Annotated in this window: 23 protein-coding genes; 11 read left to right on the top strand and 12 right to left on the bottom strand. The window is 39.1% G+C overall.

What is annotated here, in order from left to right:
- Nucleotides 1-32 precede the first annotated feature (32 nt).
- Nucleotides 33-1484 carry a HEAT repeat domain-containing protein gene (locus RM049_RS02005; protein ID WP_322702981.1) on the bottom strand — a complete coding sequence of 484 codons (1452 nt, stop codon included), beginning with the start codon at nt 1482-1484 and terminating at the stop codon, nt 33-35.
- 64 nt (nt 1485-1548) lie between these two features.
- On the opposite strand from RM049_RS02005, the gene RM049_RS02000 reads away from it, so the two are divergent.
- The gene (locus tag RM049_RS02000) at nt 1549-1680 is read left to right on the top strand and encodes a hypothetical protein (RefSeq protein WP_322672156.1); all 132 of its coding nucleotides are present in this window, start codon (nt 1549-1551) and stop codon (nt 1678-1680) included.
- A 635-nt stretch (nt 1681-2315) separates the two neighbouring features.
- On the opposite strand, the gene RM049_RS01995 is transcribed toward RM049_RS02000, so the two are convergent.
- Nucleotides 2316-3404, bottom strand: coding sequence for an aromatic ring-hydroxylating dioxygenase subunit alpha (locus RM049_RS01995; protein WP_322684511.1), 1089 nt, complete (start codon nt 3402-3404; stop codon nt 2316-2318).
- Nucleotides 3405-3718: 314 nt separating this feature from the next.
- Here RM049_RS01995 and RM049_RS01990 point away from each other — a divergent pair, with 314 nt between their 5' ends.
- Nucleotides 3719-4144, top strand: coding sequence for a heavy metal-responsive transcriptional regulator (locus RM049_RS01990; RefSeq protein ID WP_322702980.1), 426 nt, complete (start codon nt 3719-3721; stop codon nt 4142-4144).
- A gap of 76 nt (nt 4145-4220) precedes the next feature.
- Here the strand turns inward: RM049_RS01990 and RM049_RS01985 are convergent, their stop codons facing one another.
- The 5 genes from RM049_RS01985 to RM049_RS01965 all read right to left on the bottom strand — a co-directional run bounded on the left by RM049_RS01985 (nt 4221) and on the right by RM049_RS01965 (nt 9792).
- Nucleotides 4221-4871, bottom strand: a complete 651-nt coding sequence (locus RM049_RS01985; protein ID WP_322702979.1) for a hypothetical protein — start codon at nt 4869-4871, stop codon at nt 4221-4223.
- A 178-nt stretch (nt 4872-5049) separates the two neighbouring features.
- Nucleotides 5050-5277: a hypothetical protein gene (locus tag RM049_RS01980; protein ID WP_322702978.1), complete on the bottom strand. Its 228-nt coding sequence runs from the start codon at nt 5275-5277 to the stop codon at nt 5050-5052.
- 22 nt (nt 5278-5299) lie between these two features.
- A complete protein-coding gene (locus RM049_RS01975; protein ID WP_322702977.1) occupies nt 5300-7594 on the bottom strand; it encodes a heavy metal translocating P-type ATPase in 2295 nt (764 codons plus the stop codon).
- A 43-nt stretch (nt 7595-7637) separates the two neighbouring features.
- Nucleotides 7638-7832: a heavy-metal-associated domain-containing protein gene (locus RM049_RS01970; protein ID WP_322702976.1), complete on the bottom strand. Its 195-nt coding sequence runs from the start codon at nt 7830-7832 to the stop codon at nt 7638-7640.
- A 643-nt stretch (nt 7833-8475) separates the two neighbouring features.
- Nucleotides 8476-9792: a hypothetical protein gene (locus tag RM049_RS01965; RefSeq protein ID WP_322702975.1), complete on the bottom strand. Its 1317-nt coding sequence runs from the start codon at nt 9790-9792 to the stop codon at nt 8476-8478.
- A gap of 758 nt (nt 9793-10550) precedes the next feature.
- Here RM049_RS01965 and RM049_RS01960 point away from each other — a divergent pair.
- Nucleotides 10551-10913 (top strand): DUF1016 N-terminal domain-containing protein, encoded by a 363-nt coding sequence (locus tag RM049_RS01960; RefSeq protein ID WP_322702974.1) that lies wholly within the window; start codon nt 10551-10553, stop codon nt 10911-10913.
- Entirely contained in the window at nt 10876-11652 is a 777-nt protein-coding gene (locus tag RM049_RS01955) for a PDDEXK nuclease domain-containing protein (RefSeq protein WP_322702973.1), read from the top strand. The genes RM049_RS01960 and RM049_RS01955 overlap by 38 nt, the downstream gene beginning before the upstream one ends.
- Nucleotides 11653-11908: 256 nt before the next feature.
- On the opposite strand, the gene RM049_RS01950 is transcribed toward RM049_RS01955, so the two are convergent.
- On the bottom strand, nt 11909-12244 hold the full coding sequence (locus RM049_RS01950; protein WP_322702972.1) for a hypothetical protein: 336 nt from the start codon (nt 12242-12244) through the stop codon (nt 11909-11911).
- 360 nt (nt 12245-12604) lie between these two features.
- Here RM049_RS01950 and RM049_RS01945 point away from each other — a divergent pair, with 360 nt between their 5' ends.
- The 4 genes from RM049_RS01945 (at nt 12605) to RM049_RS01930 (ending at nt 18306) form a co-directional block, all read left to right on the top strand.
- Nucleotides 12605-12853 carry a Rieske 2Fe-2S domain-containing protein gene (locus tag RM049_RS01945; RefSeq protein ID WP_322703051.1) on the top strand — a complete coding sequence of 83 codons (249 nt, stop codon included), beginning with the start codon at nt 12605-12607 and terminating at the stop codon, nt 12851-12853.
- A gap of 138 nt (nt 12854-12991) precedes the next feature.
- The gene (locus RM049_RS01940; RefSeq protein ID WP_322702971.1) at nt 12992-13777 is read left to right on the top strand and encodes an HAD family hydrolase; all 786 of its coding nucleotides are present in this window, start codon (nt 12992-12994) and stop codon (nt 13775-13777) included.
- 170 nt (nt 13778-13947) lie between these two features.
- Complete coding sequence (locus RM049_RS01935) at nt 13948-15126, top strand: DNA double-strand break repair nuclease NurA (RefSeq protein WP_322702970.1); 1179 nt, start codon at nt 13948-13950, stop codon at nt 15124-15126.
- Between the two features lie 486 nt (nt 15127-15612).
- Nucleotides 15613-18306: a PAS domain S-box protein gene (locus RM049_RS01930; protein WP_322702969.1), complete on the top strand. Its 2694-nt coding sequence runs from the start codon at nt 15613-15615 to the stop codon at nt 18304-18306.
- A 219-nt stretch (nt 18307-18525) separates the two neighbouring features.
- On the opposite strand, the gene RM049_RS01925 is transcribed toward RM049_RS01930, so the two are convergent.
- On the bottom strand, nt 18526-20700 hold the full coding sequence (locus tag RM049_RS01925) for a DEAD/DEAH box helicase (protein ID WP_322702968.1): 2175 nt from the start codon (nt 20698-20700) through the stop codon (nt 18526-18528).
- Nucleotides 20701-20909: 209 nt separating this feature from the next.
- On the opposite strand from RM049_RS01925, the gene RM049_RS01920 reads away from it, so the two are divergent.
- Nucleotides 20910-21290: a Spx/MgsR family RNA polymerase-binding regulatory protein gene (locus tag RM049_RS01920; protein ID WP_322672140.1), complete on the top strand. Its 381-nt coding sequence runs from the start codon at nt 20910-20912 to the stop codon at nt 21288-21290.
- Nucleotides 21291-21422: 132 nt separating this feature from the next.
- Here RM049_RS01920 and RM049_RS01915 read toward each other — a convergent pair whose 3' ends face one another.
- Nucleotides 21423-22253 (bottom strand): lectin ESA-2, encoded by an 831-nt coding sequence (locus RM049_RS01915; protein ID WP_322702967.1) that lies wholly within the window; start codon nt 22251-22253, stop codon nt 21423-21425.
- 695 nt (nt 22254-22948) lie between these two features.
- Here RM049_RS01915 and RM049_RS01910 point away from each other — a divergent pair.
- Together RM049_RS01910 and RM049_RS01905 are read left to right on the top strand one after the other, a co-directional pair.
- Nucleotides 22949-23380, top strand: a complete 432-nt coding sequence (locus RM049_RS01910; RefSeq protein WP_322702966.1) for a DoxX family protein — start codon at nt 22949-22951, stop codon at nt 23378-23380.
- Between the two features lie 29 nt (nt 23381-23409).
- A complete protein-coding gene (locus RM049_RS01905) occupies nt 23410-23976 on the top strand; it encodes a DUF2808 domain-containing protein (RefSeq protein ID WP_322702965.1) in 567 nt (188 codons plus the stop codon).
- A 136-nt stretch (nt 23977-24112) separates the two neighbouring features.
- On the opposite strand, the gene RM049_RS01900 is transcribed toward RM049_RS01905, so the two are convergent.
- Both RM049_RS01900 and RM049_RS01895 read right to left on the bottom strand, forming a co-directional pair.
- On the bottom strand, nt 24113-24385 hold the full coding sequence (locus tag RM049_RS01900; RefSeq protein ID WP_322702964.1) for a DUF2281 domain-containing protein: 273 nt from the start codon (nt 24383-24385) through the stop codon (nt 24113-24115).
- 216 nt (nt 24386-24601) lie between these two features.
- Nucleotides 24602-25939, bottom strand: coding sequence for a serine/threonine-protein kinase (locus RM049_RS01895; protein ID WP_322702963.1), 1338 nt, complete (start codon nt 25937-25939; stop codon nt 24602-24604).
- Between the last annotated feature and the right edge of the window lie 155 nt (nt 25940-26094).

The raw sequence follows: 26094 nt of genomic DNA, 5'->3' as shown, positions 1-26094 counted from the left end.
AAGAATTTAAAACATCTGGGAACGATTAGTTATTAAGATTGATTTTCTCTCATGTTTTCTAATAAACCAGTCAATAAACGCCGATGATTCTCATCTTGGCAGGTAGAAAGGGTTTCTGTAAGAGCAGCAATTGCAGCCGAATTTCCCACTCCAATTTCTGCTAACGTCTTAACAACGGCATCCCAATAATCAACACTTTTAAGTGTTGGTAGTAGTTCAATTAATGTGGCAATAGCATTCTTATTACCAATACCTATTTTTTGGAGAGTTTCAGTTGCAAGGCGCCAAAAATAATGGTCATCACAAATACGCATTAAATAAATTAAAGCATCAACAGCCTCTGAACTAGTAACTGTCATTTTCCCGAAGGCTTTAGCTATAGCGCGGCGTTCTTCTAAATCCTGAACATTATAAGCTAAATCAATTAAAGTACGAAGAACAATCTGGTTATTGGCGCCAATCGTACTTAAACCTCTAATAACCGCAGAACGTATTAAAGTATGTGTTCTTGGAAGTACTTCAATTAAAACTGTAATTATATCTGGATTACCAATAGCAATCTTTTCTAAGCTGTAAACAATTGTTGATATAGCTATTTCATCCGGAGGCAGAGGTAATAGTTTAATTAATGCATTAATTGCGTCTAAATGTCCAACATTAACATAACCTAAACTCTCCGCTAATATGAAAATCAACTCTTGGCTACGGTTGTTCTCTGCCAACCTAATTATAGTTTTATAATCAATTTTTGCGATAGTTTGAGCAATTAATCGCTGACCATGATGTTTTTGATAGTTTCTAATAGGCTCATAATTACCAGATAATAACATTTCTGTTAATTTATTAATTGCATCAGTATTTCCTACTGCAATTTGTTCTAAAATTGATAATGCTGTATAGAGAGTACGATATTCTTGTGCAGTCCTCGCAGTTTCAACTATGGCATTGATAGTATCTTGACTAGTATCCTCAATGCGTTTTAAGCTCTTAGCAGAAGTTTGGCGAACATAATCATAAGAACTATTGTGTATTAAATAAATCAAAGTTTGAATTGCATCCTGGCTACCTTTACCGATGTACCCCAAGGTATAAGCAATGGCTTCGCGGGTTACTTCATCAGAGGTGTTACGTGCTAGGTTAGCCAGAGTCGTAATTGCCTGTTCGTTACAAACAGCAATTTTTGCTAGGTTCTGTGCTATTACCCTACGGGTAGGCGGCTGAACAGTACTGAGTTGCTTAATTAGTGTTTGAATAACATCATTGTTATCAGTACCAATTTTACCTAAGCTTTGAATTCCTACCCAGCGCGTAGGTTCATCTTGTGTGGTACATACTAGGTCAATTAACGCATTAATTACATCTGCATTACCAGCACCCAAAAACCCCAAACGTTCAGCAACCTGTTTGAGAACTAAGTTCTCCTGACTTGTGTGTAGTTGTTGAATTAAAAAATTAATATTGTCTTGGTCTTGCTGGTTGCTCATTGGTTTTCATAAAAATTACCTTGTAACCAATATCCTAAATCTGTGTAAATAATGGCATTTTACAGTGCGATCGCAACAAAAACTAGACGCACTTCAGGCAGAGTTTGACATCCGCAGCGAGAAGTTAAGGCAGATGAAGAAAGCTTTGGCTATTGAGGCTGCTACGGCAGTCAAGTTTCAATTAGAGGATGTCTGAGAAGTATTAAACATTACGCCCGATCCCCCCTAGCCCCCCTTTTTAAGGGGGGAATTTATCTCAAAGTCCCCCTTTTTAAGGGGGATTTAGGGGGATCTACAAGTCTCAAATACAACACTAAAAAGTTTTCAGACATCCTCTTAGAACAGCAACTTCTTGATGAAGAAGCGAAACTAGCATATCTCAACGATGAACTTGATAAACTTGAGTCTGCATTACAATCATGAGATTTATGTAAATATACAGTTATTTAGTACATAAAAATCAGGATTTACTCACCTAGAAACAAGGAAAATAGAGATATTCAGTTAATTGGTGTTTGTTTATACTATTTCATTTTTTTGTAGTCGTTATACTCATAACTTAGGTTCTACCTGGGAATTAGGAAGTGGCTTATGCCACTTCTTTTTATTTATCTAGTAATCCAGTAAAAAAGTAACTTTGTTAAACTTTTAATTTTTATTAATCGTTAGATCATTTTGGAAAACATTTGCTAGACATACATTGGTCGAGGCGTACATCTATACGCCTCTACAAACGATTCATTTCTTGAAAAGATTGTTGACAATAGTTATAATGCGTGCATTTAATTGGCCAAGCAGTCTGACGAACTTTTGGTCATAATAAACATGGTGTTAGTCATTACTCATTGTATCTTCCCATCTCTCACGTTTGGGCTTGCTTTCCACATCGCGCGATCGCGCTTCTTGCCAAGTCCCCCACATTAGGGATTGCTGTTTTTCAACATGGTTAATAAACTGCATAATTGAGTAATCTGCTTTGATGGGAGTTTTCAAATCAAACTGAATTGTTTGAAGAATCTTGATGTCACCCATGAGAAAGTACTTAGCTGCAATCTTAGTCAGCCATAGCACAACTCGATTGCATAACCAACCAAAAACTCCTTTACGTTTTTTAGTCATCAACAGAACTTGACCTTCAGTTTTTCCGCCTTCGTGGAGGCGAACTGCAACCATCATATGAACATGAAAGAAATCAGGGCCAAGTGTCACAATGCCAATGCTACCGTACCAATAGCAAATACTGTAAGTTATGACATTTTTATAGAAAAGACGGATGAGCTTAATCAAAAAGAAATTGTCTTTGATGGGTGTAGTATTACTGAAGATAATCGCATTCTCGTTTAGTTCGTGTCTTTCAAAAATAATTTCTAGTGGCAATTGGTGAACTGTATTGAGGTGTTGAGCATCAATCGCATTAATCATCACCACATTGGGATGACAGTTCATTACGAAGTGAGAATGGATGGCGACATCACACTCTTTTTGCTCTAACTCTGGAACAAAAGGTAGAGGTTGCTGTGGTATTTCTCCAGTCCAAACCCAAATCATCCCGTACTTTTCAGCAGTGGGCCAAGTTTGTAACTTTAGGGAAGGTGGTACATCTAAACACGGAATATCAGTACACATTCCTTCAGCATCAAACTTCCAGTGGTGGAAAAAACAACGTAGTGCATTACCCTCAACTTTGCCTTCAGCAAGGTGAGCGCCCATGTGTGGACAGTAGGCATCTAAGGTAACTACTATTTTATCTTTACCACGGTAAATTACTAATTCTCTACCCAAAATCGTGACAGGTTTTACTTCACCCACCCGCAGATTTTGAGAGGGTATTACCCAATACCATCCCTCAATAAAACGCTCTGGATTATTGAAAATTTTAGGTTTACGGATTGAGCTAAAAGTCTGCGAGTTGAGATTCATTTTTATGGTTTCACTTGAAGTGAAGCAGTTAATCTAGAAGTAACATGGCAACTCCAAAAAAACAGTTACTTTCAGTACCATGAGAAACAACTACCCATTAACAATTCAAAATTCAAAATTCAAAATTCAAGACATTTCAGATATGGATTTAAACCCTGACTAGAATTGGTGCTACATGTAGATGTAGGGGTCTTAAGCCTTTTAATTTACGATAAAAAGTTCTAATACTGGTGATAATATTTAGCTTACCTCTCAAACCACTTGATGTTTAGCAAAATATGTAATAATATTTACAAGCCTTGGGAAAATCTACCATGTTAACTCAAGATAAAAAACTGCTTTTAATTGGTCAGGTAACAGATTTAACTGGAATACCCATCAGAACAATTCGTTATTACGAGAGTTTAGGTTTAATCAATTCATTAAGACGAACCGAGGGAGGCTTTCGCCAGTTTTCATTGGATGTGCTAACTCGTCTAGCATTCATTAAAAGGGCACAAAATCTTGGTCTTAGCCTAGAAGAGATTGGAAATATTCTTCAAGTTTATGACCAAGGGCAAACTCCCTGTGGTGAAATCAAAGAAAAGCTTGAAGATAAAGTCTTGCAGATCGATCGCCAAATCGATCAGCTGTTTACTTTGCGCTCTGAAATTAAGGGATTACTTTCAGGTTGGAAGAATATGGACGGACAGCATGAGGATACAATTTGTCCAATCATTCAAAATACTCCTCAGTACTGAGTGCTGAGAAAAAGTAAGAAATGAAGAAACACTTAAAGATTGTATAAATGGCGCTGGTAGTCAAAGAAGTAGTACATTATTCCCAAGGGAGATTAGGAATATCTTGAATAATATCAGGGAAAGCAACTTCTGCAATCTGATATAGGTATCGAACTGCATAAAATTCACTAATAAACCCAGTCAGTTTTAGAGCATTCATGCTTTTAGGGTAATAGCAACTATATGCAGACCAAATTCCTTTATAGCACTCTTGAATATATCCAATAAGTGCATTCAATTGTTCCAGAAAAATAGCTTTTTCAGGTTGTTCTTGAACAAGTTTCTTATGTTGCCAAGGAAGTTCGGGTATAGGATCATACGCCGTATCTGGAAAAGCAGCATCCATAACTTGATGCAAGTATCGAACCGCGTAGAATTCTTTCTTAAAGCCGCTTACTTCTACCATATCCATGTGTCCAAAAGAATAACAACTATGTGCTAGCCATGTGCCATCTAAGCATTCTCGAATATATCCAAGCAGCGATACCTTGTCTCCTACTACAACTGTTTTCTCAGGACACTCTTTGATAATTAGACCTTGTTCGCGCATGGCTAGTAGCTCTTCTCCTCGCCATGAATGTCCTTGCCGATCGTAGCCACAAATTTGCTCTGGATAATCCCAACCAGAAGTATAAAATTTATAGTTACTAAGGCAAGGACAGTGAAATGCTTGGAAGTGCAAACTCATAAGAATTGAGGTTTTTTCATAATTCTACAAAAGATGATGACACATTTAAAAGTCAATCAAATTGCCAAGCACTAAAATTACCTTTATTGCAAGAAATGCCTTCAGTAGGAGTACCATTTAATTGAACTCTTGGATATAGTCTTAAGTTCAAGCAATTATTTCATTATTCACTCAGAATTTAGGACTCAGGACTTTTATAAAGAAGAAACCACCACAACTCTAATCCAATCAAGGCTAAACCAGCGATCGCAACACCAACTTTCAAGCCCAAAGGTTGCTCAATACTATGAAATTCGCTGTTTTGCTCTGGTGAATGGGCTGGCATTTCTGCTAATGTTACGCCTGATGTTCCTGCGAGCAGCACTAAAGCTGTAAGGCTTCCCCAAAGCGTTTTTTGAGTGAACATTTCCTAAATTACCCTACAATTATCAGATAGTTTTTGGTTGAAAGTTACGCAATCTGAGGGCGTTGCTAACAACAGAAAGCGAAGAAAGAGCCATCGCCGCCCCAGCGATTATTGGATTGAGTAACCAACCAAAGATGGGAAACAAAATTCCCGCCGCAATGGGAATACCAATGACGTTGTAAATAAAGGCAAAGAATAGATTTTGTCTAATGTTGTTGATGGTGGCGCGACTAAGTTGAATAGCCGTGACAATTAAGAGCAAATCGCCAGAAATTAGAGTGATATCGCTAGCTGCGATCGCAACATCTGTTCCCGTCCCAATAGCAATTCCCACATCAGCCTGTGCTAGCGCTGGCGCATCATTTATGCCATCACCTACCATTGCAACAATTTTAGATTTTGGATTTTGGATTTTGGATTTGGGAAATTTCTCTATCTCCCCTTGCAAAGATTGAATAATCGCTGCCTTTTGATCTGGACGCACTTCGGCAAAGATTCGCTGGATGCCAACTTGTCTTGCGATCGCTTCAGCAGTTTTACGATTATCTCCAGTAAGCATTACTACTTCTAAACCTAACTTCTGTAAGGCTTTCACCACTGTTGCTGACGAAGGTTTTAGGGCATCGGCAATACCCATTATTCCTTGTAGTTCGCCATCTACAGCAATCAAAATAACTGTTTTACCAGCAGCTTCCCAGGTATCTTTATACTGCTGGAGAGTGATGGTATTAATTCCAAGTTCTGTTAACCAGCGTTGTGTACCAATTTGCACAAGCTGATTTGCAACAACTGCTTGTACACCACTACCTGCATTAGCTGTGAAGTTCTTTGCATCTATTAAACTCACTTCTTGAGACTGGGCGTATTTCACAACCGCTTCAGCTAAAGGATGCTCAGAATTGCGTTCTACCGTTGCTGCTAACTGTAAAAGCTTGATTTCATTACCATTAGCTGTGCCGTTGACTGTTACAAAGTCTGTAACTGTCGGTTTACCCTGAGTCAAAGTGCCGGTTTTATCTAAAACGATGGTTTGAATTTTGTGTGCTAGTTCTAAACTGTCAGCACCTTTAATCAAAATGCCATTTTCCGCACCTTTGCCCGTCCCCACCATGACAGAAGTGGGAGTAGCTAAACCCAAAGCACAAGGACAGGCGATAATTAGTACACCCACCGTTGTCATTGTTGCTAGGGTAAGGTTGCCCGTGAAATTAAACCAAATGATGAAAGTGGCGATCGCAACGGCAATCACAGCTGGTACAAACCATCCTGTAACTCGATCTGCCAAGCGCTGAATTGGTGCTTTAGAACCCTGTGCTTGTTGCACTAATTTGACAATTTGAGCCAAAAACGTATCATTTCCGACTCGTGTCACCCGAAACTGAAATGCACCCGTACCGTTAATCGTTGCCCCAATTACCTCATCTCCTGGCTGCTTTTTGACTGGCAAACTTTCACCCGTCACCATCGCTTCATCTACTGTCGAAGCGCCTGTAATCACTTCGCCATCTACAGGAATCTTTTCACCAGGACGCACCAAAATTACATCGTTGATTCTGACTTCGGCGATGGGAACATCAATTTCTCTACCATCACGAATGACTCTGGCATCTCTAGCTTGCAATCCGATGAGTTTGCGGATGGCTTCAGAAGTTTGTCCCCTAGCGCGATTTTCCAGCAACCGCCCCAACAAAATTAAAGTAATGACAATGGCGGCAACTTCATAATAAATATGAGGTATCAAGCCCTGAGCAATAAAAAATTTCGGGAAAACAGTGACAAACAAAGAATATAAATATGCTGCGCTTGTGCCCAAAGCAATCAGCGTGTCCATCGTCGCTGTATGGCGCTTAAGGGATTTCCAGCCATTGCGGTAAAAAGATCCACCACACCAGAACACGACGGGTGTTGTCAGCAGTAATTGTATCCAAGGATTTTGTAAGAAACTTGGAATCAAGGGTAAATTTAGCCCAGTCATCATGGGCAACGACCCCAAAAATAGGAAAATGCTGATTACACCTCCCACCGCTACTTTGAGGGAGAGTTGGCGTTGTAATGCTTGCCTACTCGCAATCTCGGCATCATCTTCTTCAGTGAGCAATTCTTCCTGGAGTGAGTAGGAAGAGTATCCCGCAGATGCGATCGCACTTTGGATTTTCTCTAAATTGGCTAGAGAGCGATCGTACTCGATGGCGGCTTGTTCTGCTCCAAAGTTAACATTGCAGTCAATTACCCCAGAAACAGAGCGAATTGCCTTTTCGATGTTGCTGGCGCAAGCGGCGCAACTCATGCCTCGAAGTTTAAGCGTGAGAGTATCCATAACTAGATGAACCCCTGTGATTGATGTGGGAGGATCTTAAAGATTAAGCAACTGGATAGCCAGCAGCAGCCAACGCTTCCTTAATTGCTGTTTCTGATGCTTGAGTTTCTACATTGACAAGCTTGGTTGTTGGATCGGCCTGAACGCTAGCATTGGCATCGACTGCCTGAAGGGCTTTGGTGATGGTGTTTGCACAAACAGAACAAGCCATGTTGGGAACTGTGAGTTGGAGAGTCATAGATTTACGGGATAAAATGAACAACTTAGCCAGATCGAGCTGGATGATGGAGACGTATCCCTCACACATCAGAAATAACTGGAAAGAGAGTCGCCTTGAATTTATCCTAGACTCTCTAGCCGGCTGGAGAGTCTAGAGATTTTTAAAAGTTTTTCGCTAAACTTCAAATTTTTTTACAACTTTGGTTTGACTGAGTAACCGTTGCCCATCAAAAATACAACGTACTACAAACTCTTGTCATCCAAAATTTCTTATTTATATGAGCTAAAAGTAGCAATATGGCAATGGATGATAGCAAATTCGTTAGTTTTATCGCTAGTTGCTTCACTTATATGCCCCTAGTTGATAAATCGTTGCTATCAGTGAGTGATATCAGCAGCTAGTACCGCAAGGCGGAATTAAAAATGAATCGAGCCTAAGCGTTTCATTGATTTGCAATGTGTGCTTTATTTACGCTGTGTTGTTAATAGTTACTTAAACACGAATAAATACCTGTGGAAGATGTCGGAATTCTTGACGGGAATGTTAAAGAATGCGGATGAATAAAATTTCTAATTTTTGAATTGACTCAATCGTTCTTGATGGTCTTTGTACTTGTCCTGTTGCTGAAAGGATGAAGTTAGTTGTTGACAGTTGAAAAATCTCACTGGAGTTGCTTGAATTTATTATTTGCCGATAGCAATAACTCTTGAGCTTTTAAATAAACAGTTGTACCTTTTTCTACCTTTTCTAATTGGTTAATAATGCTGTGTAACTGACTAATTATACGATTGCGATCCCAATTTTTGGGGTCAGTGGGAATTGAAGCCATTAAGCTTTCTATTTCTCGTTGTGCCATCAATAAAGCCTGTACAGAATCTGCCTCAGCTTGTCGTCTTACTTTGACTTGACCCAAGTTAGTCTCATAAGTTGCTAATAACTTTTGTGCTTGGGCATAGCCGACCAAATCTTCAGAAGAAATCTGTTTTAACCGATTAATCGCTTCTGACCATAAATTTTCTATTTGTTCCCATTCGGTGACTGTGTGCGGTGGATTTTGACCAGCTTTAGCAGCTTGCCAAGAAAATTGCTGTGCTGCGGTAATTAAAGTACTGACGCGTTCATTTCCCGCTGCTAATCCCACAACTTCTTTAAAATCACGTTTGTAGGCATCTAGTTGATTTTGAGCAGTTCTTCCGGCTAAGGTTTGTCCGGGAATCTCTTCTAACTTATCCAGTGCTGAACGCCAAGCTGCGATCGCCGACTTTTTATCGGTTACTGTTGTAGCAATTTGATACTGCTGTTTTGCGTTCAATAATGCTTGACTATTATCAGTAAGCAAGGTTTGAGCGTTTTTTTCTTGAAAAACCTTGGCTTCTAGTTGTCCTACTTGACGACGCGCTGCATTCAGACTGTAAACGCTGAACCGCCAGTCGTACCACCAATATTTGTATTCCGGCCAATCGTTAACCAACCCAACTGGCAAGTTATCCAAATGTGTTTTTGTCTGTTGCAGTTGTTGTTCACCCAACACTAAATCTGCTGCACTAGTGGGTTTTTTAATCAAGTATTCAGCTTGCTCAAGTGATGCCAACGCCTGTCGATAGTGGTGTTCCATGCCCATGTAACTGGGTAGCAACAAAAAAGGCGCATTTTGCACCACACTCCGACGAATTATTGGGTAAGGCTGATTCGCCACCCAAACCACACCTGCGGGAATGCCGATAAGTACTGCTATCCATATCAATTTAGTACCTATACCTCTGTTGGGTTTGCTAGGTCTTTTTTGATGGGGTATACTGCTAACCTGCCCTTGTGCTGCTATTTCCTGTTCTAATTCAGCCAGAGTTTTTGGTTTTGATGGTTTTGCTGGTTGCTTCAGCTTTATAGGTTGTTGGCTGATTACAGATGGATTTATCCCAGAAACATTTTGAGATTTATTACGGGAAAATTTTTTAGTAATTTTGTGTAAAAAGGTCATAGATAGATTCAGTGCTTAGTTTAGTATTCCCCAACTAAGCTCGAAACAAAAACAATACGTGGCTTTTTACAAAAGCTCCAAGGGTGCGACCGCTATATTTATAGCAAAAAAATACTATAAAAAATGGGGTACTCACAGGTCAGATTGATGTGCAAGTTGAGGCAGAAATGGTAGACGTTGTGGCGCGGTTGAGTCCGGTGTTGACGTTTAAGGCGTAGCTGCCAAATAAAAAGCCCCTGGTAAACACCAGGGGTATCCATCTTTATTCCCTCATTTAGAATCGCATCTATGAACCTATAGTAAATCCGTATTAATGCAATAACCGCATAGTAATGATGATTATTTTGCAATTAACGAGTTAGATAGGAATTTATTCAGTTTCAGCGATGAGAGCGATGTCTACGACAGGCTACGCCTACGCTTTTTTGTCAAATTAGGCAATACTTCTAATTGTTTGTATACCTTCTGAAGGCAATCTTCATTCAAAACATGGGATTGTGTTCATTATCCCAACACTTGCGATCGCTCTTGCGTAAATTCTGGCAAATTCCACTCACATCCTGTTTAACCGATACAGCAAAAATACTGCCATAATGCTGGATACTTGTATACAGCAGGTTTCAAGTTGGTGAAGTACACAAACTAAGTCTATTACCCAGACAGAAAGAGTGTTTTACTTCTAAATTCTGCTGTATCTGTATCTGATACCAGAATTTGGTGTGATGGTGGCAGAATAAAAGTAGCACTAATTCTTTTTTATGCCTAGAGACGATAAATCCGAAACTTCACAAAAGAGTGCATCTGCGATCGTTGGTTATGAAGATTTTTTAACTGAACTAAAAACACAAATTTCTAGCGCTCAGTTACGAGCCGCAGTTGCAGTCAATAAAGAATTACTATTACTCTACTGGCAAATTGGGCGAGATATTCTGAATCGTCAACAGCAGCAGGGTTGGGGCGCAAAAGTTATCAATCGTCTGGCGGCTGACTTACAGAAAGCTTTTCCAGAGATGAAAGGCTTTTCGCTTCGCAACCTTAAATATATGCGAGCATTTGCCGAAGCTTATCCAGATGAGCTAATTAGTGCAACAACTTGTTGCACTTATTCCCTGGGGTCATAATGTTCGGATTTTGGATACTGTTAAAGACCAAACAGAACGCTTGTGGTACGTACAACAAACTATTCAGCATGGATGGAGTCGGAATATTTTAGTTCACCAAATTGAAAGTCAGTTGTATCACCGTCAGGGTAAAGCAACCACCAACTTTAAGCATACTCTGCCTCAACCACAATCAGAATTAGCACAGCAATTGTTGAAAGATCCCTACACTTTTGATTTTCTCAATTTAGGTGAAGATTTTCTGGAACGTGATTTGGAGCGTGCTTTAATCAACCACATCCGCGATTTTTTAATAGAGTTAGGGGTTGGTTTTGGTTATTTAGGTAGTCAATACCATCTTGAAGTTGGTGGTGAAGACTTTTATCTTGATTTGTTCTTTTACCACGCACGTTTACACTGCTATATAGTGATTGACCTAAAAATTGAAGAGTTCAAGCCAGAGCATTCCGGCAAGATGAATTTCTATGTTAGTGCAGTGGATGATTTATTGAGGCAACCAGATGATCAGCCTACTATTGGAATGATTCTATGCAAGAGTAAAAATAAGGTAATTGCCGAATATTCTCTGCGAGATATGCATAAGCCCATTGGTGTTTCTGTGTATCAGCTACAAGATATTTTGCCGGAGGCTTTGCAAGGTAATTTGCCAACGATTGAGCAGTTAGAAGCTGAATTAGAAACAGTGTCAATTATAGATAATATTAATGGAATCAGTGGTTCAGATGGAAAAAGGAAATAATGCATTATCCACTAGATGAAGCATATAAAAGGCTTAAACTACAGACAAAAAGAACTAAGTTTTCACCAAAAGAAATAGGAAACGAAGTTGCAAAGATTTGGAGCGAAATAAATACTAATACAACTAAAGATTCTGATTTAATTTAGAGTGTATTCCAATGCAGAGGAAAATATCTTCAATCTGCTGTCAGCGCGAGACACAAAGAAGCAGAGAGTATTTAATAACTTCTCTGCGTCTGTGCGTATTTAATAGACAACTACCACCAAACTCGATTTCCATTTTCGTCAACTCGTGCTTCCCGAATCATGTCGGAAATTTCTTCAGCATCTTTAACGTGGTGGAGTGCCTTTTTTTCACCATCAGGTTCATCCACAACGAAGTAAGTTGGTACTGTGATTTTGTCGCCTGTAATATCTGGTACATCATCAACAGCTGCCTGTTTAGCCTTCTCTTCAACTGATTGAGGCTTATCAGAAATTCTATCTCCTGGATTCGCGGTTAAGTTTCTTTCGTTCACATCTGGCTTTTCACGAGAATCCCGATCTTCGCCTACTGGTTGATTAATTTGATTTTCTTGATTTTTATCATTCATGGCGCTTTCAGTTATTCAAAAATGGAACTCGACTAACAACAGCTTAAAAAATTAAAGACATAAAGAGTTCTTTCTCTGGAGAGAGTTTGAGAAGATATTTTGAAGAATTTTTTTTTAAGGAGCATATCTGAGGTTATAGTTTAGCTCTGAGGTTTATAAATAACCTCCTACTCCAGAAATAAATAATAATTAAAAATTACAGTTTAGGCGCAACTCTTAAAAAACTAATTTTATGAAAATCAACCCACAGTAAACACAAATGTATATTAATATTAATGCGGTCGCACCGTAGTATATTAGTAGACCTTTGTGGCTAAATCCAATCATTATGGAAGATTATTCTACTAATGGTAAAATTATCTGATCATTCAAAACTGGCCACAGATTGCTGAGTACGCTATCAGTCCAATCTGTATCCATTTAGGATGTACAGTCAAGTGGGATCTTGAGAAGAATCACTTTATTTGTCCAAGTCATGGATCTCAATACGATTCTCAAGGCCGAGTTGTTCGTGGGCCAGCTAAACGCTCTCTACCACTAATCACCGTAGTAGTCAAGCAAAATCAAATTCGTTTAGTCGATCGCAAACCTGCTGTAGATCCTCGTTAACCTACCATTAACAAATCAAATTTTACAATGCCACCACAGTTTTTCAGCAAATTTATGAATTATAAAAGACTAACAAAAATTACTGCATGATTTAAATTTGTCGGGTAAGCTGACAACAGCAGTTTTATTCTCAAACCAATGACCACAAGTAGTCCCCAAATTTTAGCCCTGGACTTTGATGGAGTGATTTGCGACGGATTAATTGAATATTTTGAGGTAGCATGGCGTACCTACTGTGAAATTTGGTCTTCTGCTAACGACACACCGCCAGATGATTTGGCTTTAAGATTCTATCGACTAAGACCTGTTATTGAAACAGGTTGGGAAATGCCCATTTTAATTAAAGCCTTGATAGATGGAATTTCTGACGAAAAGATTCTTCATGAATGGGTGAGCATTGCCCCACAAATTTTGTTAAACGATCAGCTTCAAGCAAGAGAAATTGGTGTAAAACTAGATAACCAACGAGATGAATGGATTACCACGGATTTAAGTGGTTGGCTGAGTCTGCATAGATTTTATCCGGCTGTAGTAGAAAAAATCAAATTAACTATCGACAGTGGAGTTAAGCTATACATTGTGACAACTAAAGAAGGGCGTTTTGTACAGCAGTTGTTACAACAAGAAGGAGTAAATTTACCACCAGAATCAATCTTTGGGAAAGAAGTTAAGCGTCCCAAATATGAAATTTTGCGAGAATTAATTCAGTCATCAGAAGACAAATCTGTTAGTCTCTGGTTTGTAGAAGATAGACTCAAGACATTACAATTAGTCCAACAGCAAGCAGACCTTGAAGATGTGAAACTTTTTCTTGCAGACTGGGGCTATAATACCCAAGTAGAACGAGAAGCTGCTCAAAACGATCCGCGAATTCAGTTGTTATCACTTTCTCAGTTTGCCAAAGATTTCTCAGCTTGGCTTTAATATATTAAATATCTAGTCAAAAAGAGATGTAGCAGTGCTACGTCTCTATAAAGATTTTGAATAATGCATATTTAATTTCTGACGTATTTATATAAATCAAATATGTATTTTGTCAATTTAGGTGAAATAATAACTCACAAGTATTCACTCCTCACTTCGCACTTACTTTTATGCTTGACCTAACAAAACTGGCGCGACAAATGCAGGGTTTAAGTCAGCATCTTACCTTAGAAGCTGCTGCTAGTCGTCAGCGTTTAGAACTGGCACAACAACATTTAAAAAATGCCTACGAGTGTCAACAAGATTTAATCGATCGCCAGGAAAAATGGCGCGATCGCATTCTCTTTGCTAATGCTACCCCAATTGAGGCGCTAGAAACCTGCATCGATATCCCAGTTCCCCCAAAAATTCATACTGTCATCGCTACCGATGGTTCCCAAATTGCCCCCAACCATCACGAAATTGCTTACTGTTATCTGCTAAATATTGGCAGAGTCGTCTTGCACTACGGACAAAATCGCCATCCATTACTCGATAGTTTGCCAGAAGTATTTTATCGCCCAGAAGATTTATATATGTCTCGGCAATGGGGAATTAGAACCGAGGAATGGATGAGTTTTCGCCGCACTGCTTCAGAAACAACGGTGTTAGCAGAACTTGCGTGTGATGCAGCACGAACGGAAACGCCAGCGCTAGCGATGGTAGATGGTTCGCTAATTTACTGGTTTTTAGAACAGTTGCCGATGGATGCACGCGATCGCATTTTACCCCCCATCCTAGAAGCTTGGCAGCAGATGCGTGATGCTCAAATTCCTTTAATGGGCTATCTTAGCGCCTCTCGCAGCATCGAAACAATGAACTTTTTACGGTTATTAGCTTGTCCCCATCCAGTGCCAGACTGTAAAACTTATTGCCCAAATCAGCTAGAAAAAGTAGCTTGTAAAATTTTTGAACAGTTGCGAGATACTTCTGTTTGGTCAACTCGACTCAAACCAGGACAACGTAGTACTCTGTGGCGCAGCAATTCTCCTATTCTCGAACTTTATGGCGATCAAACAATTTACTTTTGCTACGTCCACGTTGGCACCGAAATCGCCCGAATCGAAGTTCCGGTATGGGTAGCCGAGAATGCAACCATGTTAGACCAAGCACTGGGACTGATGTTAGCACAAGTGCAAAAAGGATATGGCTACCCTGTAGCGATCGCCGAAGCGCACAATCAAGCAGTGGTAAAAGGTGGCGATAAAGCGCGTTTCTTTGCTCTTCTCGAACAACAAATGATTAAAGCTGGTTTGAAAAACGTGGGAACTTCCTACAAAGAAGCCAGAAAGCGCGGGAGTATTGCTTAAAAATAATTTGTAATGACGCTCCTGCGGACGCTCGAATACTCGCTACCGCAACGCTTTCACTAACGCTTAACGTAATTCATAATTCGTAATTGAATTCTTAACTACGAATTACGCTTTGTGGTACTAATGCCTTAGCTAGTTTAAGGACAATTACAAATAAAAATTCTGATTAATTCAGTTTACGTAACACTTCTTATTTTAAATTTTAAATCTAAATGTTTACTTTACAGCTTTTTAGGGAAAACTTTATTCAGTAGAGAATTAACTCGATAGCTAGCTAGTTTACTCAGTAGAAACTACTAGATACTTATTGGCTCTACATCAAGTTAATTACGTTTTTATTGGTAAGCTCAACAGTCTTGCTTAGAATTGACATTAGGTAAGTCTCTAGGTTGATATATTACATTAAAATGGTCATTCAACTTCAATAAAAAATGTATTAACTTATTTAACCTTTTAAAAAAAAGATTCATACCTAAAAAGCTGATGAAACTAGTTAAATATGAGTTCAAACAATTTGAAGAAAAATACTCCCGCTTTTTCTCACTTTCTCTAGACTTATTGTGTATTGCTAACTTTGATGGTTATTTTAAGTATTTAAATCCGGTATGGACAAAAATACTAGGTTGGTCAATTCAGGAACTTGTTGCTCAACCCTTTATCGAATTTGTTCATCCTGAAGACCGTGAATCCACTATTGTTGCAGCTGAAAAAATTGCACAATCTGTAGATGCAGTCAGCTTTGAAAACCGCTATCTTTGTCAGGATGGTTCTTACAAATGGCTGTCATGGAATGCGACTGCTTTCAGTGAAGAACAATTGATTTATGCAGTAGCTCGTGACATAACTATTAATAAAGAGAATGAGATAGCTCTACAAAAATCTATCAAAGAATTAGAAGCTTTTAGATTTGCCTTAAATGCTCATTCACTGGTAGCTATTACTGATATAACTGGAAAAATAACCTATGTCAATGACCTATTTTGTGAAGTTTCTAAATATTCTTCAGAAGAACTTTTAGGGCAAGATCATCGGATTATCAATTCTGGATATCACACAAAAGAATTTTTTGCAAGTTTATGGAAAACTATTGCCCAAGGAAAAATCTGGAAAGGAGAAATTCAAAATAAAGCCAAGGATGGAACTTTTTATTGGGTTGATACTTTGATCGCCCCAATGTTGGGACAAGATGGAAAGCCCTATCAATATGTATCAATTCGTACAGATATTACACAGCGTAAGCTTTCAGAGTTAGCTTTATTGGAGCGATCGCGCTTGTCAGTTTTGAGTGCAGAAGTCAGTTTAGCTTTATCTCAAAGTGGCACACTTCCAGAAATTCTGCAAAATTGTACAAATACTATTTCCCAATACCTTGATATCGGCTTTGTTTGTATCTGGACATTTGAACGCCAGACAAACCAGCTACAATTGCAAGCTGGCGTTCATTGCACAGAGATTACTTGTAGTGCTTTGAGCGATACTCAAGATTTCCCAGAGCATATCGCTTTAGTCAATAATACTATTGGCTTAATGATTCAAAACCATCAAGCTATTTTTAATCAAGAATTATCTGTTAATCATTCAGAAAAGCTTATAGAATCTACATTCTCAATTTCTCGATTTTCTGCTTATCCCTTAATAGTAGAGCAGCAAATAATCGGTATAATGGCTTTATTTAGCAAACAATTATTTACCGAACCAACTCATAATCTATTAAATTGGATTGCTAATAATATTGCTGTGGCTATTGACCGAATCTGGGCACGAGAAGAACTCCTCAGCCGTCGGGAAGCTTTGTTACTGCGTCTAGCTAGTCAAATTCGCAGTTCTCTTGACCTAGATATGATCCTAGAAACTGCTGTGAATGAAATTCGCAGCTTATTACAAATTGACCGTTGCTACTTTCTTTCTTATTTACCGCACCCATCCCAAGCAAGCCTAACTATTACCTATGAAGCACGAAACCCTAACTTAACAAGTATGTTAGGCAGTATTCCACTGCAAAAAAGCAATTTTTTAACTCAAAATCTTCTCTCTCAAGAGCTAATCTGCATCGAAAATATTAATAGTAAATCACAACTTGATTATGATATACAAGAACTTTTAACTGAGTTTGGGATCGCATCTCAACTAATGCTACCAGTTAAAAGTAATTCTGGAGAAATTGGAGCAATTGTGTGCAGTCATTGTAGTGGCGATCGCATTTGGACTAACAGTGAAATTAACCTGTTACAAGCTGTTTGCGATCAACTAGCGATCGCTATCGATCATGCACAACTTTATACCCAAAGTCGCACTGCTACTTTAGAAGCTCAAACCCAAGCTGAAAAACTCACCGAAACCTTGCATAAATTGCAACAAACTCAATCTCAACTGATCCAAAATGAAAAAATGTCTAGTTTAGGGCAATTAGTCGCTGGAGTTGCTCATGAAATCAACAATCCAGTTAATTTTATTCATGGTAACTTAACCTTTGCGAATGAATACTTTCAAGAGATGTTAACTCTTTTGCACCTTTATCAGCAACATTATCCCCATCCGGAAGTAGAAATTGAAAATTTCGCTAAAAAAATTGATTTGGAATTCCTTACTAGTGACCTTTCTCAACTTCTATCATCGATGAACATGGGTACTAATCGTATTCGTGAAATTGTTTTAGGATTGCGAAATTTTTCTCGCCATGATGAAGCAGATAAAAAATTAGTTGACATTCATGAAGGAATTGAAAATACTTTATTAATTTTGCATCACCGTTGGAAAAACAACGGAATTGGCTTGGATATATCTATAATTAAAGAATATGGTAATTTGCCTCTAGTTGATTGTTATGCTGGCCAGTTAAATCAAGTGTTTATGAATATTTTAACTAATGCGATCGATGCTTTAGAAGAGTCAATGGTTAAGATAAAAACAAATCATAAACCGCAAATTGTAATTCGTACTGAAATTTTAGAGAGTAAATTTGTTGTCATCCGAATTGCTGATAACGGATTAGGAATGGTAGAAGATATTAAAAAGCGGTTATTCGATCCATTTTTCACCACAAAACAGGTAGGTAAGGGAACAGGTCTAGGATTGTCAATTAGCTACCAAATTATAGTAGAAAAACATGGTGGAATTTTAAATTGTCTATCAGAACCAGGAAAAGGCACAGAATTCTGGATTCAAATTCCAATTTAAAAATACTCATTCAAAGGTAAGCCAGAGAATCCCAAAATTGAAATCTTTACTGGTAATGCGTTTACGTCAGTGAATCTTTTAGTTGTTGTGGCATCATTGGTGTTATTTATCGCTGGATATCAGCTTTTGAAGACTTGGAAAATATTAAATTTATGATTTGCGATCGCTCCAAAAGTTAATTAAAAAATAGCTACTTTTAAAGAGTTCCGAATTATATTTTTATTCTTCCCACAATGCCACTTGTTTTTTGAGTTCATTCATATCCAAATAATCAGTAGCAAAAGCTTTTCGTAAAAGTGAATGAGGAATAAAACCATCATATTTTTGAATTTCCGGTGCTTCTGAGCTACTGACTAAATCTTCTGGAATAATTCTTTGTTCACATAATGAAGTAATTTCACGATAAAGATATTTAAATTTATCCTTGCCTAATTTAATTGTCAAATAATAGGGATTTACTCCGCCAATACTTGTAATTTCCAACGATTCGCGACAGGATGAGTTGAGTAATCTTTCTAAGGTGCGATAAGCAACCGTACCCATCCAAGGAAAAATACAGCATTTACCTTTTTCTAATTGCAAAATATTCTGCTTATCTAATCCAACTTGCTGCGCCATTTGGCGAACTTGACATAACCGTTTCCAAGCATTTTTTTGTAAGTAACTATACTGGATATTCTCAAATAATACTTGCTGCATTCGTTGCAAAACTTTGGTATGAATAGTCCCACCACCACCACGCCAATAAATACTAGATTTACCCTCAGCTTGTTTAACAAAAATAGCCTTCTTCTTGAAGTCAACTTCTACGACTTCCCAACTTCTGCCAGCTAAAGCAAATTGATTGCCAACAGGAAGCGGTGTGACAATACTGCCAATTTCTGTTGTACCTTGCTTAACAATATATTCTTGCTGTTCAGCAAAGACAGCATAAAACTGAAATTTTCTCACCACCTTTTCTCCTGCCAAATCCAGGATTAATTTACCTTGTTCAGTCTGCTGAATATGACCAATATCAATTAAATAGCGTAGTAATAATTGAAAATCTTCTTTTAAAAGAGCATTAAAGGGGGGTAGACTAAAAATTTGTTTAGCTAGAGCATTAGCTGAAATTTCCCCTGCTGCTGTTAAAATACTCATGGTTTGGTGATAAAGCAAACTCAAAGGATATTTAATTGGTCTAATTGGTTCAATCCATTGTTCCTCTAAATAAAGTTGAATAATAGCAATACATTGCAAAAGTTGCCAGGGTATTTGTTCTGGTAGAGAAGCTTCTGCTAATGGTTTATCTTCAGCGCAGACAAAACGCATATCAGCAGCTTCTCCTCTTCTACCACTTCGTCCCAAGCGTTGTAAAAAGCTAGCTACAGACAAGGGTGATTCTAACTGAATCACTCGCTCTAAATGACCGATATCTATGCCTAATTCTAGAGTCAGAGTGGCGGCGGTAACGGCTGGATTGTTGGGTTCACGCATCGCATTTTCAGCAGCTTGCCGTAAGCTAGCAGATATACTTCCATGATGCACATGATATATATCTGGTAGTCCTTGTTCTGTGGCAATTTGTCGCAAAGATGCAATTACAGATTCCGTACGTGTGCGATTATTAGCAAATATCAGGCATTTGCGAGACTTGCTGAGGTTGAAAATATATTGTTCATCTGCTGTCGCCTCTGATTCATCTACTTCATCAGTAATATAAAAATGTTCTACAGCTAGTTTTATCTGGCGTTTTATACCATCAATTTTTGGTGTAATTACTGGCTTATCTGTTCCCGATCGCAGCCAATTTTCTGCTATTGAGTAATCCCCAAGAGTTGCCGATAAACCAATACGACGCGGTTGTTTTTGCGTCAAGTTTGCTAAACGTTGTAATTGGCAAATAATTTGACAACCGCGTTCTGAACCCATAAAGGCGTGAATTTCATCAATGATGATAAATTTTAAATCACCAAATAAGCGGAGTAAGTCGTTAGTTTTATTAATTAGCAAACTTTCCAGAGATTCTGGAGTAATTTGCAGAATACCTTGAGGATTCTTTAAAAGCTTGTTTTTTCTAGTTTGGGAAACATCGCCATGCCAGTGCCAAACTGGAATATCTACTTCTTTTAGTAAGTCATTAAGACGCTCAAATTGATCGTTAATTAAAGCTTTGATTGGACTAATATATAATGCACCAATTGTGGCAACAGGGTTGGTATGTAATAGAGTCAAAACTGGCAGAAAAGCTGCTTCTGTTTTCCCAGCAGCAGTTGCAGCAGTAACTAGCAAGTGAGCATCAGTGTCAAATATAACTTGACAAGCGGCAATTTGAACTGGTCGTAATTCAGTCCACTGGTGATGATAAATATATTCTTGGATGAAGGGTGCAAGTCGGTTAAAGGCATCGCTCATATTTTTTATGGATAAAGCGTTAGTAAAACTACTCCTTGGTATTTTAGAACCCTCGAATTATGGATCAACCAGTTCCATACTTGGAATTACCGATTGCTAAAAGCGATCGCTACTCTTAAATTTATGCCATAGAGATTCTACGACAAGAGCATTGATGGCAGAAGTTCTACCTACTATGTCATATATGGAGATTGTTGCTTAATTATTTTATGTCTATTCAAGTCTACGGAATTCCCAATTGCAGCACTTGCAAAAAAGCTTTGACGTGGCTCCAACACAACAACATTGACCATGAATTTATCAACACCAAAGATACTCCGCCGACTCGTGAGATGATTCAAAACTGGGTAAAGTCTTTGGGTTTTGCTCCCATGCGAAACACCTCTGGTCAATCCTACCGCGCTTTAGGAGATGAAAAGAAGACTTGGGCTGATGAACAGTGGGTTGATGCATTCACTCACGATGCGATGCTGCTCAAACGTCCACTTTTCATCAAAGATGGAACAGCTGTGTTGGTCGGCTTTAGAGATGAGAGAATAGTTCGAGAAAAATTAGATTTAGCTTCAGGAGTGTTGTTAGCGGATAGCTAAGGTTTAGCCTGTGCTGAGTGCTGAGTTACCCTATAGTTACATCATAACCCCCTGCCACGAAACAGCGAGCAGGGGGTTAGGGGTGCGGTTCAGTACCTACTTAACCAAAACCTATATAGGGCGATCGCCTTTTTAGATTTGGTGCGATCGGAAGCCGATAGGGCCTTCACCAGAATATGTCGTGGTTCCAGTTAGGGTCTTCCCACCATCATTAGATGTGACATTGAGCGCTACTACATTCTGTCCCACACGACTACCGATTATCCAAGTCCCACCAGGATTCCAGGGTGCTGTATTACCACCCCACTGGTTTTCTACTGTGTAGTTGTTGCTGCCAACAATGTTACCTTTAAAGCCGATGGGGCCTTCACCAGAATATGTGATAGTTCCAGTCAGGGTTTTACCGCCATCGTTCGATGTAATATCGATCGCAACAACATTTTGATTCGATCGAGAGCCAAGTACCCAAGTCCCACCAGGATTCCACGGAGCAGATGAGCCTCCCCATTGGTTTTCCACATTATAGACACGGCCATCAACAGCAGCACTCTTAAAACCGATGGGGCCTTCACCAGCATAAGTGATAGTTCCAGTCAGGGTTTTACCGCCGTCGCTGGATGTAATATCGATCGCAACAACATTTTGATTTCCGCGAGCGCCAAGTACCCAAGTCCCGCCAGGATTCCACGGAGCAGATGAGCCTCCCCACTGGTTTTCTACGTTGTAATTGTCGCTTCCAGTTAAGGTAGCCTTAAAACCGATGGGGCCTTCACCAGCATAGGTCGTAGTTCCATTAAGTGTTTTGCCGTTGTCACTTGATGAAACTTTGAGTTCGACAATGCGCTGATCTGCTCTAGCTCCAATTACCCATACTCCACCAGGATTCCACGGAGCAGATGCACCACCCCACTGATTTTGTACATTGTATAGATTATTAGCATTAGTGGTTGTTGTAGCTGTCATTGTTTTCCTCCAAAGTTTTGATTGTTTAGTCAAAGTGAATCTATAGCAATCCAATTTGATTTGGAAAAAATTACGCACAATTAACAATACCTTTGCCAAATTACAAGGCTTGACATCGAACAAACCTAAGATAATAAATGCTTCTTTTTACCATGTAACAAAAAATTCCGTCAAGAAAATTCTGTTCTGTATGGTTTTACAGAAGTAGTTTTAACTGTCGTGTAAGTCTGAGTGCAGATTCTAGTTTCTGCCTCATATTCAAGCAAGCGCTTGTCTTAGGCTATTTTGGCAAAAGTATTTTTGAACAGCAAATATGATTGTTTTGTGCTGTCGTAGTTATACTAATATAAGAGTAGTAAAAAATGCAAGCGTAGTTAAGAAAATTTTGGATAAAAATGTTGTTTTGCTTTACTAACCGAGCCGTAGCATAGTTAATAAATCCTTTAGTACAGTCCGGTGCATCAGTTTTATTTATAGTTGCAATCACTTTTTTCAGGAGTAGCCCAGTTGTGAGTTCCGTTAGCGGATAGCTAGGTTTAGCCCGTGCTGAGTGCAATTATTGCTTTTTTACTCAGCATTGTTTTGGTAAGTACTTGGGAAAATTTTGTCGATTTTTACTCCTATTGACTCAATGCAGATTAACATCCATCAGTCAAACTGAAGTAATAGGGCAAGTATATAAAGAGGCAAAAACCATGAATAAGCACAAGGAAACATTACGTGTCATCCTTGCTATATCCATCATTGTGGTTGGAGTAACACACTTTCTTGTTCCACAAGAATATGTCAAAATTGTGCCGCCACAACTACCTTACCCTTTAGGATTAGTTTATCTCAGTGGCTTTTATGAAATTTTGGGTGGCATCGGGTTATTAGTTCCGCCTGTAAGTCAAGCTGCTGCTTGGGGACTTCTTGCTCTTTTTATTGCTGTTTACCCAGCGAATATTTACATGGCGGCTAATCTGATTAAGATTGAACATATACCAAACTCACCTTGGGTACACGTAGTTAGACTTCCGTTGCAAGCCGTTTTAATTGCTTGGGCTTGGTGGTATACAAAATCTTCTGTTGGGGAAAAACAAGCTTCGATCGTTCCTCAGTCATTGATTCCCAAGGAACTAGAATGAGAATAAGTGCGTTTTTTTATATCTGAATTATGCGCCTTACAAATTTGTTTGGAATAACACTCTCGTTAGCAATAGGCATTGGAGAAGTTACGCTGCCGGTGGCTCAAGCTGTGCAGCTTAGAGATGGCCTAGTCTATTTTGTCCAACCGCCAACACTTGTTAACGCGACAACTACTTACAAAGATGTTAATGTTTTGAGCGCAACTTACTATTTCACCATCAATGTGCCGGAAAATGCTGGAGAAGCTCTCCAGAAGGTAACGATCGCTCAAAAAGAGGGGTCAGAATACATCCGCTACAATCTTGATGATACCCGTGCATTTGTCGGCACACGCGATCGTAAAGAAACGCAACTGCAACTAGCTTCAGTCATAAACGAGCGCAAGACACGCACGGTTTCTGTAATCTTCGATCCACCTGTAACTCCAGGACAGACAATTACCATCGCCCTCCGCCCTATAAGTAATCCCAGTTTTTCTGGTGTTTACTTATTGGGTGTTACTGCATTCCCTGTGGGTGAAAAATCTCACGGTCAATTTCTTGGCTTTGCACGATTTCAGTTTTACAGCGATAGAGGAAGTTGGTGGTTCCCATAGAGGGGATAGGGGATAGACTTCTTGCAAAAGTCGCTAGTTGCTAATTGTACCTGACCAAGCGATCGCAAGTGATTCACAACACTAGGCATCCCTTCCATCAAAAAGGAACAGTGATTAGTATCCAATAGATACATAATTACAATTCTAGAGGTATGCGACTGTCATGAACTAGTTGCAGGCATTCTTTAATATCTGAACCTTCCCAAATGCCGATAAATTCTAATAAATCTTCAGCAGTAGAACCTGTTAAGGTATGCTCTGTTATAAGCATTTGATCGGGTTGGGTATCTGAAGATATACTATTTTTTTCATGTTTGGCTTGCAAAGATTGCACAAAGTCTAAAATTTCCTGCAATAAGGGTTCAGGTAATTTTTCTAGTTCTTGGTTAATTTGTTCTTTAATAGTCATTATTACCCCTGTATTTACATGGTTGAAAAACTGGGTATTGAATTTATATCCTAATCTAATATTGATTGCGGCTTTTTGTGTTTGCAAAGCGTGCGCCTGAGTACCTCGCTTATTTAAACAGTGCCAGGTAACGAAAAGCTAGAACCCGCAAGGCTTCGTGGAATATATCTTGTTCACAAAGTTTTACAAATCTCGTAAACCTTTATACATTACAATTTACAAGTCTGGACGCGAGAGAAGAAGTAGAGAAGAAGTATGAAGTGCCAATCCCTGACCTTCTGAGATCCAGAATCGAACGGCGAAATCGAAGACAACAGGGAGATGCCCCTGGGTAGAGTCTAGCGAATAGTTGTATTCATATTCTTCTAACCAGCCTTCATTATTGCGCCAGCCTAAGCGATCGCCCAAAAGACACTCCGTTTGATAATTTACATTGCCACCGTATTCTAGCCAAATGCGTTTTTGTACGCTAAAGCCAAAATGACCATTGCTGTATTTTACCCACAATTGGTCAATTGTGCGTAAATCTGTGCAGGGAAAATTTTCAATGGATTCATAATTAAGCCAGCCTTGCTGTTCTCTTTTGGCTACTTTCAGCATGACTCTGGTGGTTTCTTGGTTTGCTGCTTTCCATTGACCCGCTTTGAGTAAATTTTCTAGATTTTGGTAATTTACCCCCACATCTGAAGCTAATATCACTTCTGTTAGATTAGCTTGCGAGGAGGAGAGAAAATTCAACCACTCTTCCATTGTCTGAGGTCGATCTTTTGCCTCTAATGCCATGCCTTGCAGAATCGCTTCATTTACAGCATCATTAAGACTGGGGACAAGTTGCTTTGGTGATACTAATTCCTCTTGCTCATACTTGCGGTCAAAGGAATTGGTGGGGCGTTGTCCAGTGATGGCATAGTACAATGATCCAGCCAAGCAGTAGATATCAACTGTGGAGTTACGAATCCCTTTGCGTGTTAACTCATAGGGCGCAAATACCCTGTTACCAAAAGACCTAGACAATGTACTCGGTGGGGACATATCGCTGGCAATACCAAAGTCAATTAATACTGCTTTGCCTGAGTTAGGAATCTCTGAATTAAAGTTGAGCATAATATTGGGGGGAGTGACATCGAGATGAAAGACTCCTTTTTTATGTACCTCTACCAAAGCTAAACCTATTTGGCGGATGTATCTTACAGCTTCAGTTTCGGGTAATTTCCCTTGGCGTTGCACGTATTCCCATAAACTCTCGCCTGCTATATATTGCATCTCTAAGCAGTAGCGACCATCTTCTTCAACAAAAAAGTCGAATACTTGCACAATATGGGGATGTGAGTCTGTACAACACATTGCTAGCATCTGTGCTTCTTTTTTGAAGCGTTCAACATATTTGGGATAATCTGGATCTCGTTGGATGCTGATGTTGGGGGTTTTGATGACGACTCGACGGTTTAGCTTAGTATGCATTGCTTGGTAGGTAACTGCAAAACCGCCACCACCCAACTGTTTTTCTATTTTGTATTTGCCGTTATGTATTAGCTGTCCGTTTTGCCAGAACATATACCCACATTTATTGATGGCTAATGTTGATTCTGACACGCTTTTTGTGAGTTATGGTAGTTGACGTTGGTGAATTAGAAGGATAGCTCACGCAGAGGCGCAGAGACGAAGATTGAGGTTTTCTGGCTATTGCTAAAATAACTATTGCAGCCGCA

Source organism: Nostoc sp. DedQUE04 (assembly GCF_034530995.1).
Classification (GTDB): Bacteria; Cyanobacteriota; Cyanobacteriia; order Cyanobacteriales; family Nostocaceae; genus Nostoc.
Note: the sequence above shows the minus strand (reverse complement) of the source record. Positions and strands in the feature narration are given on the sequence as shown.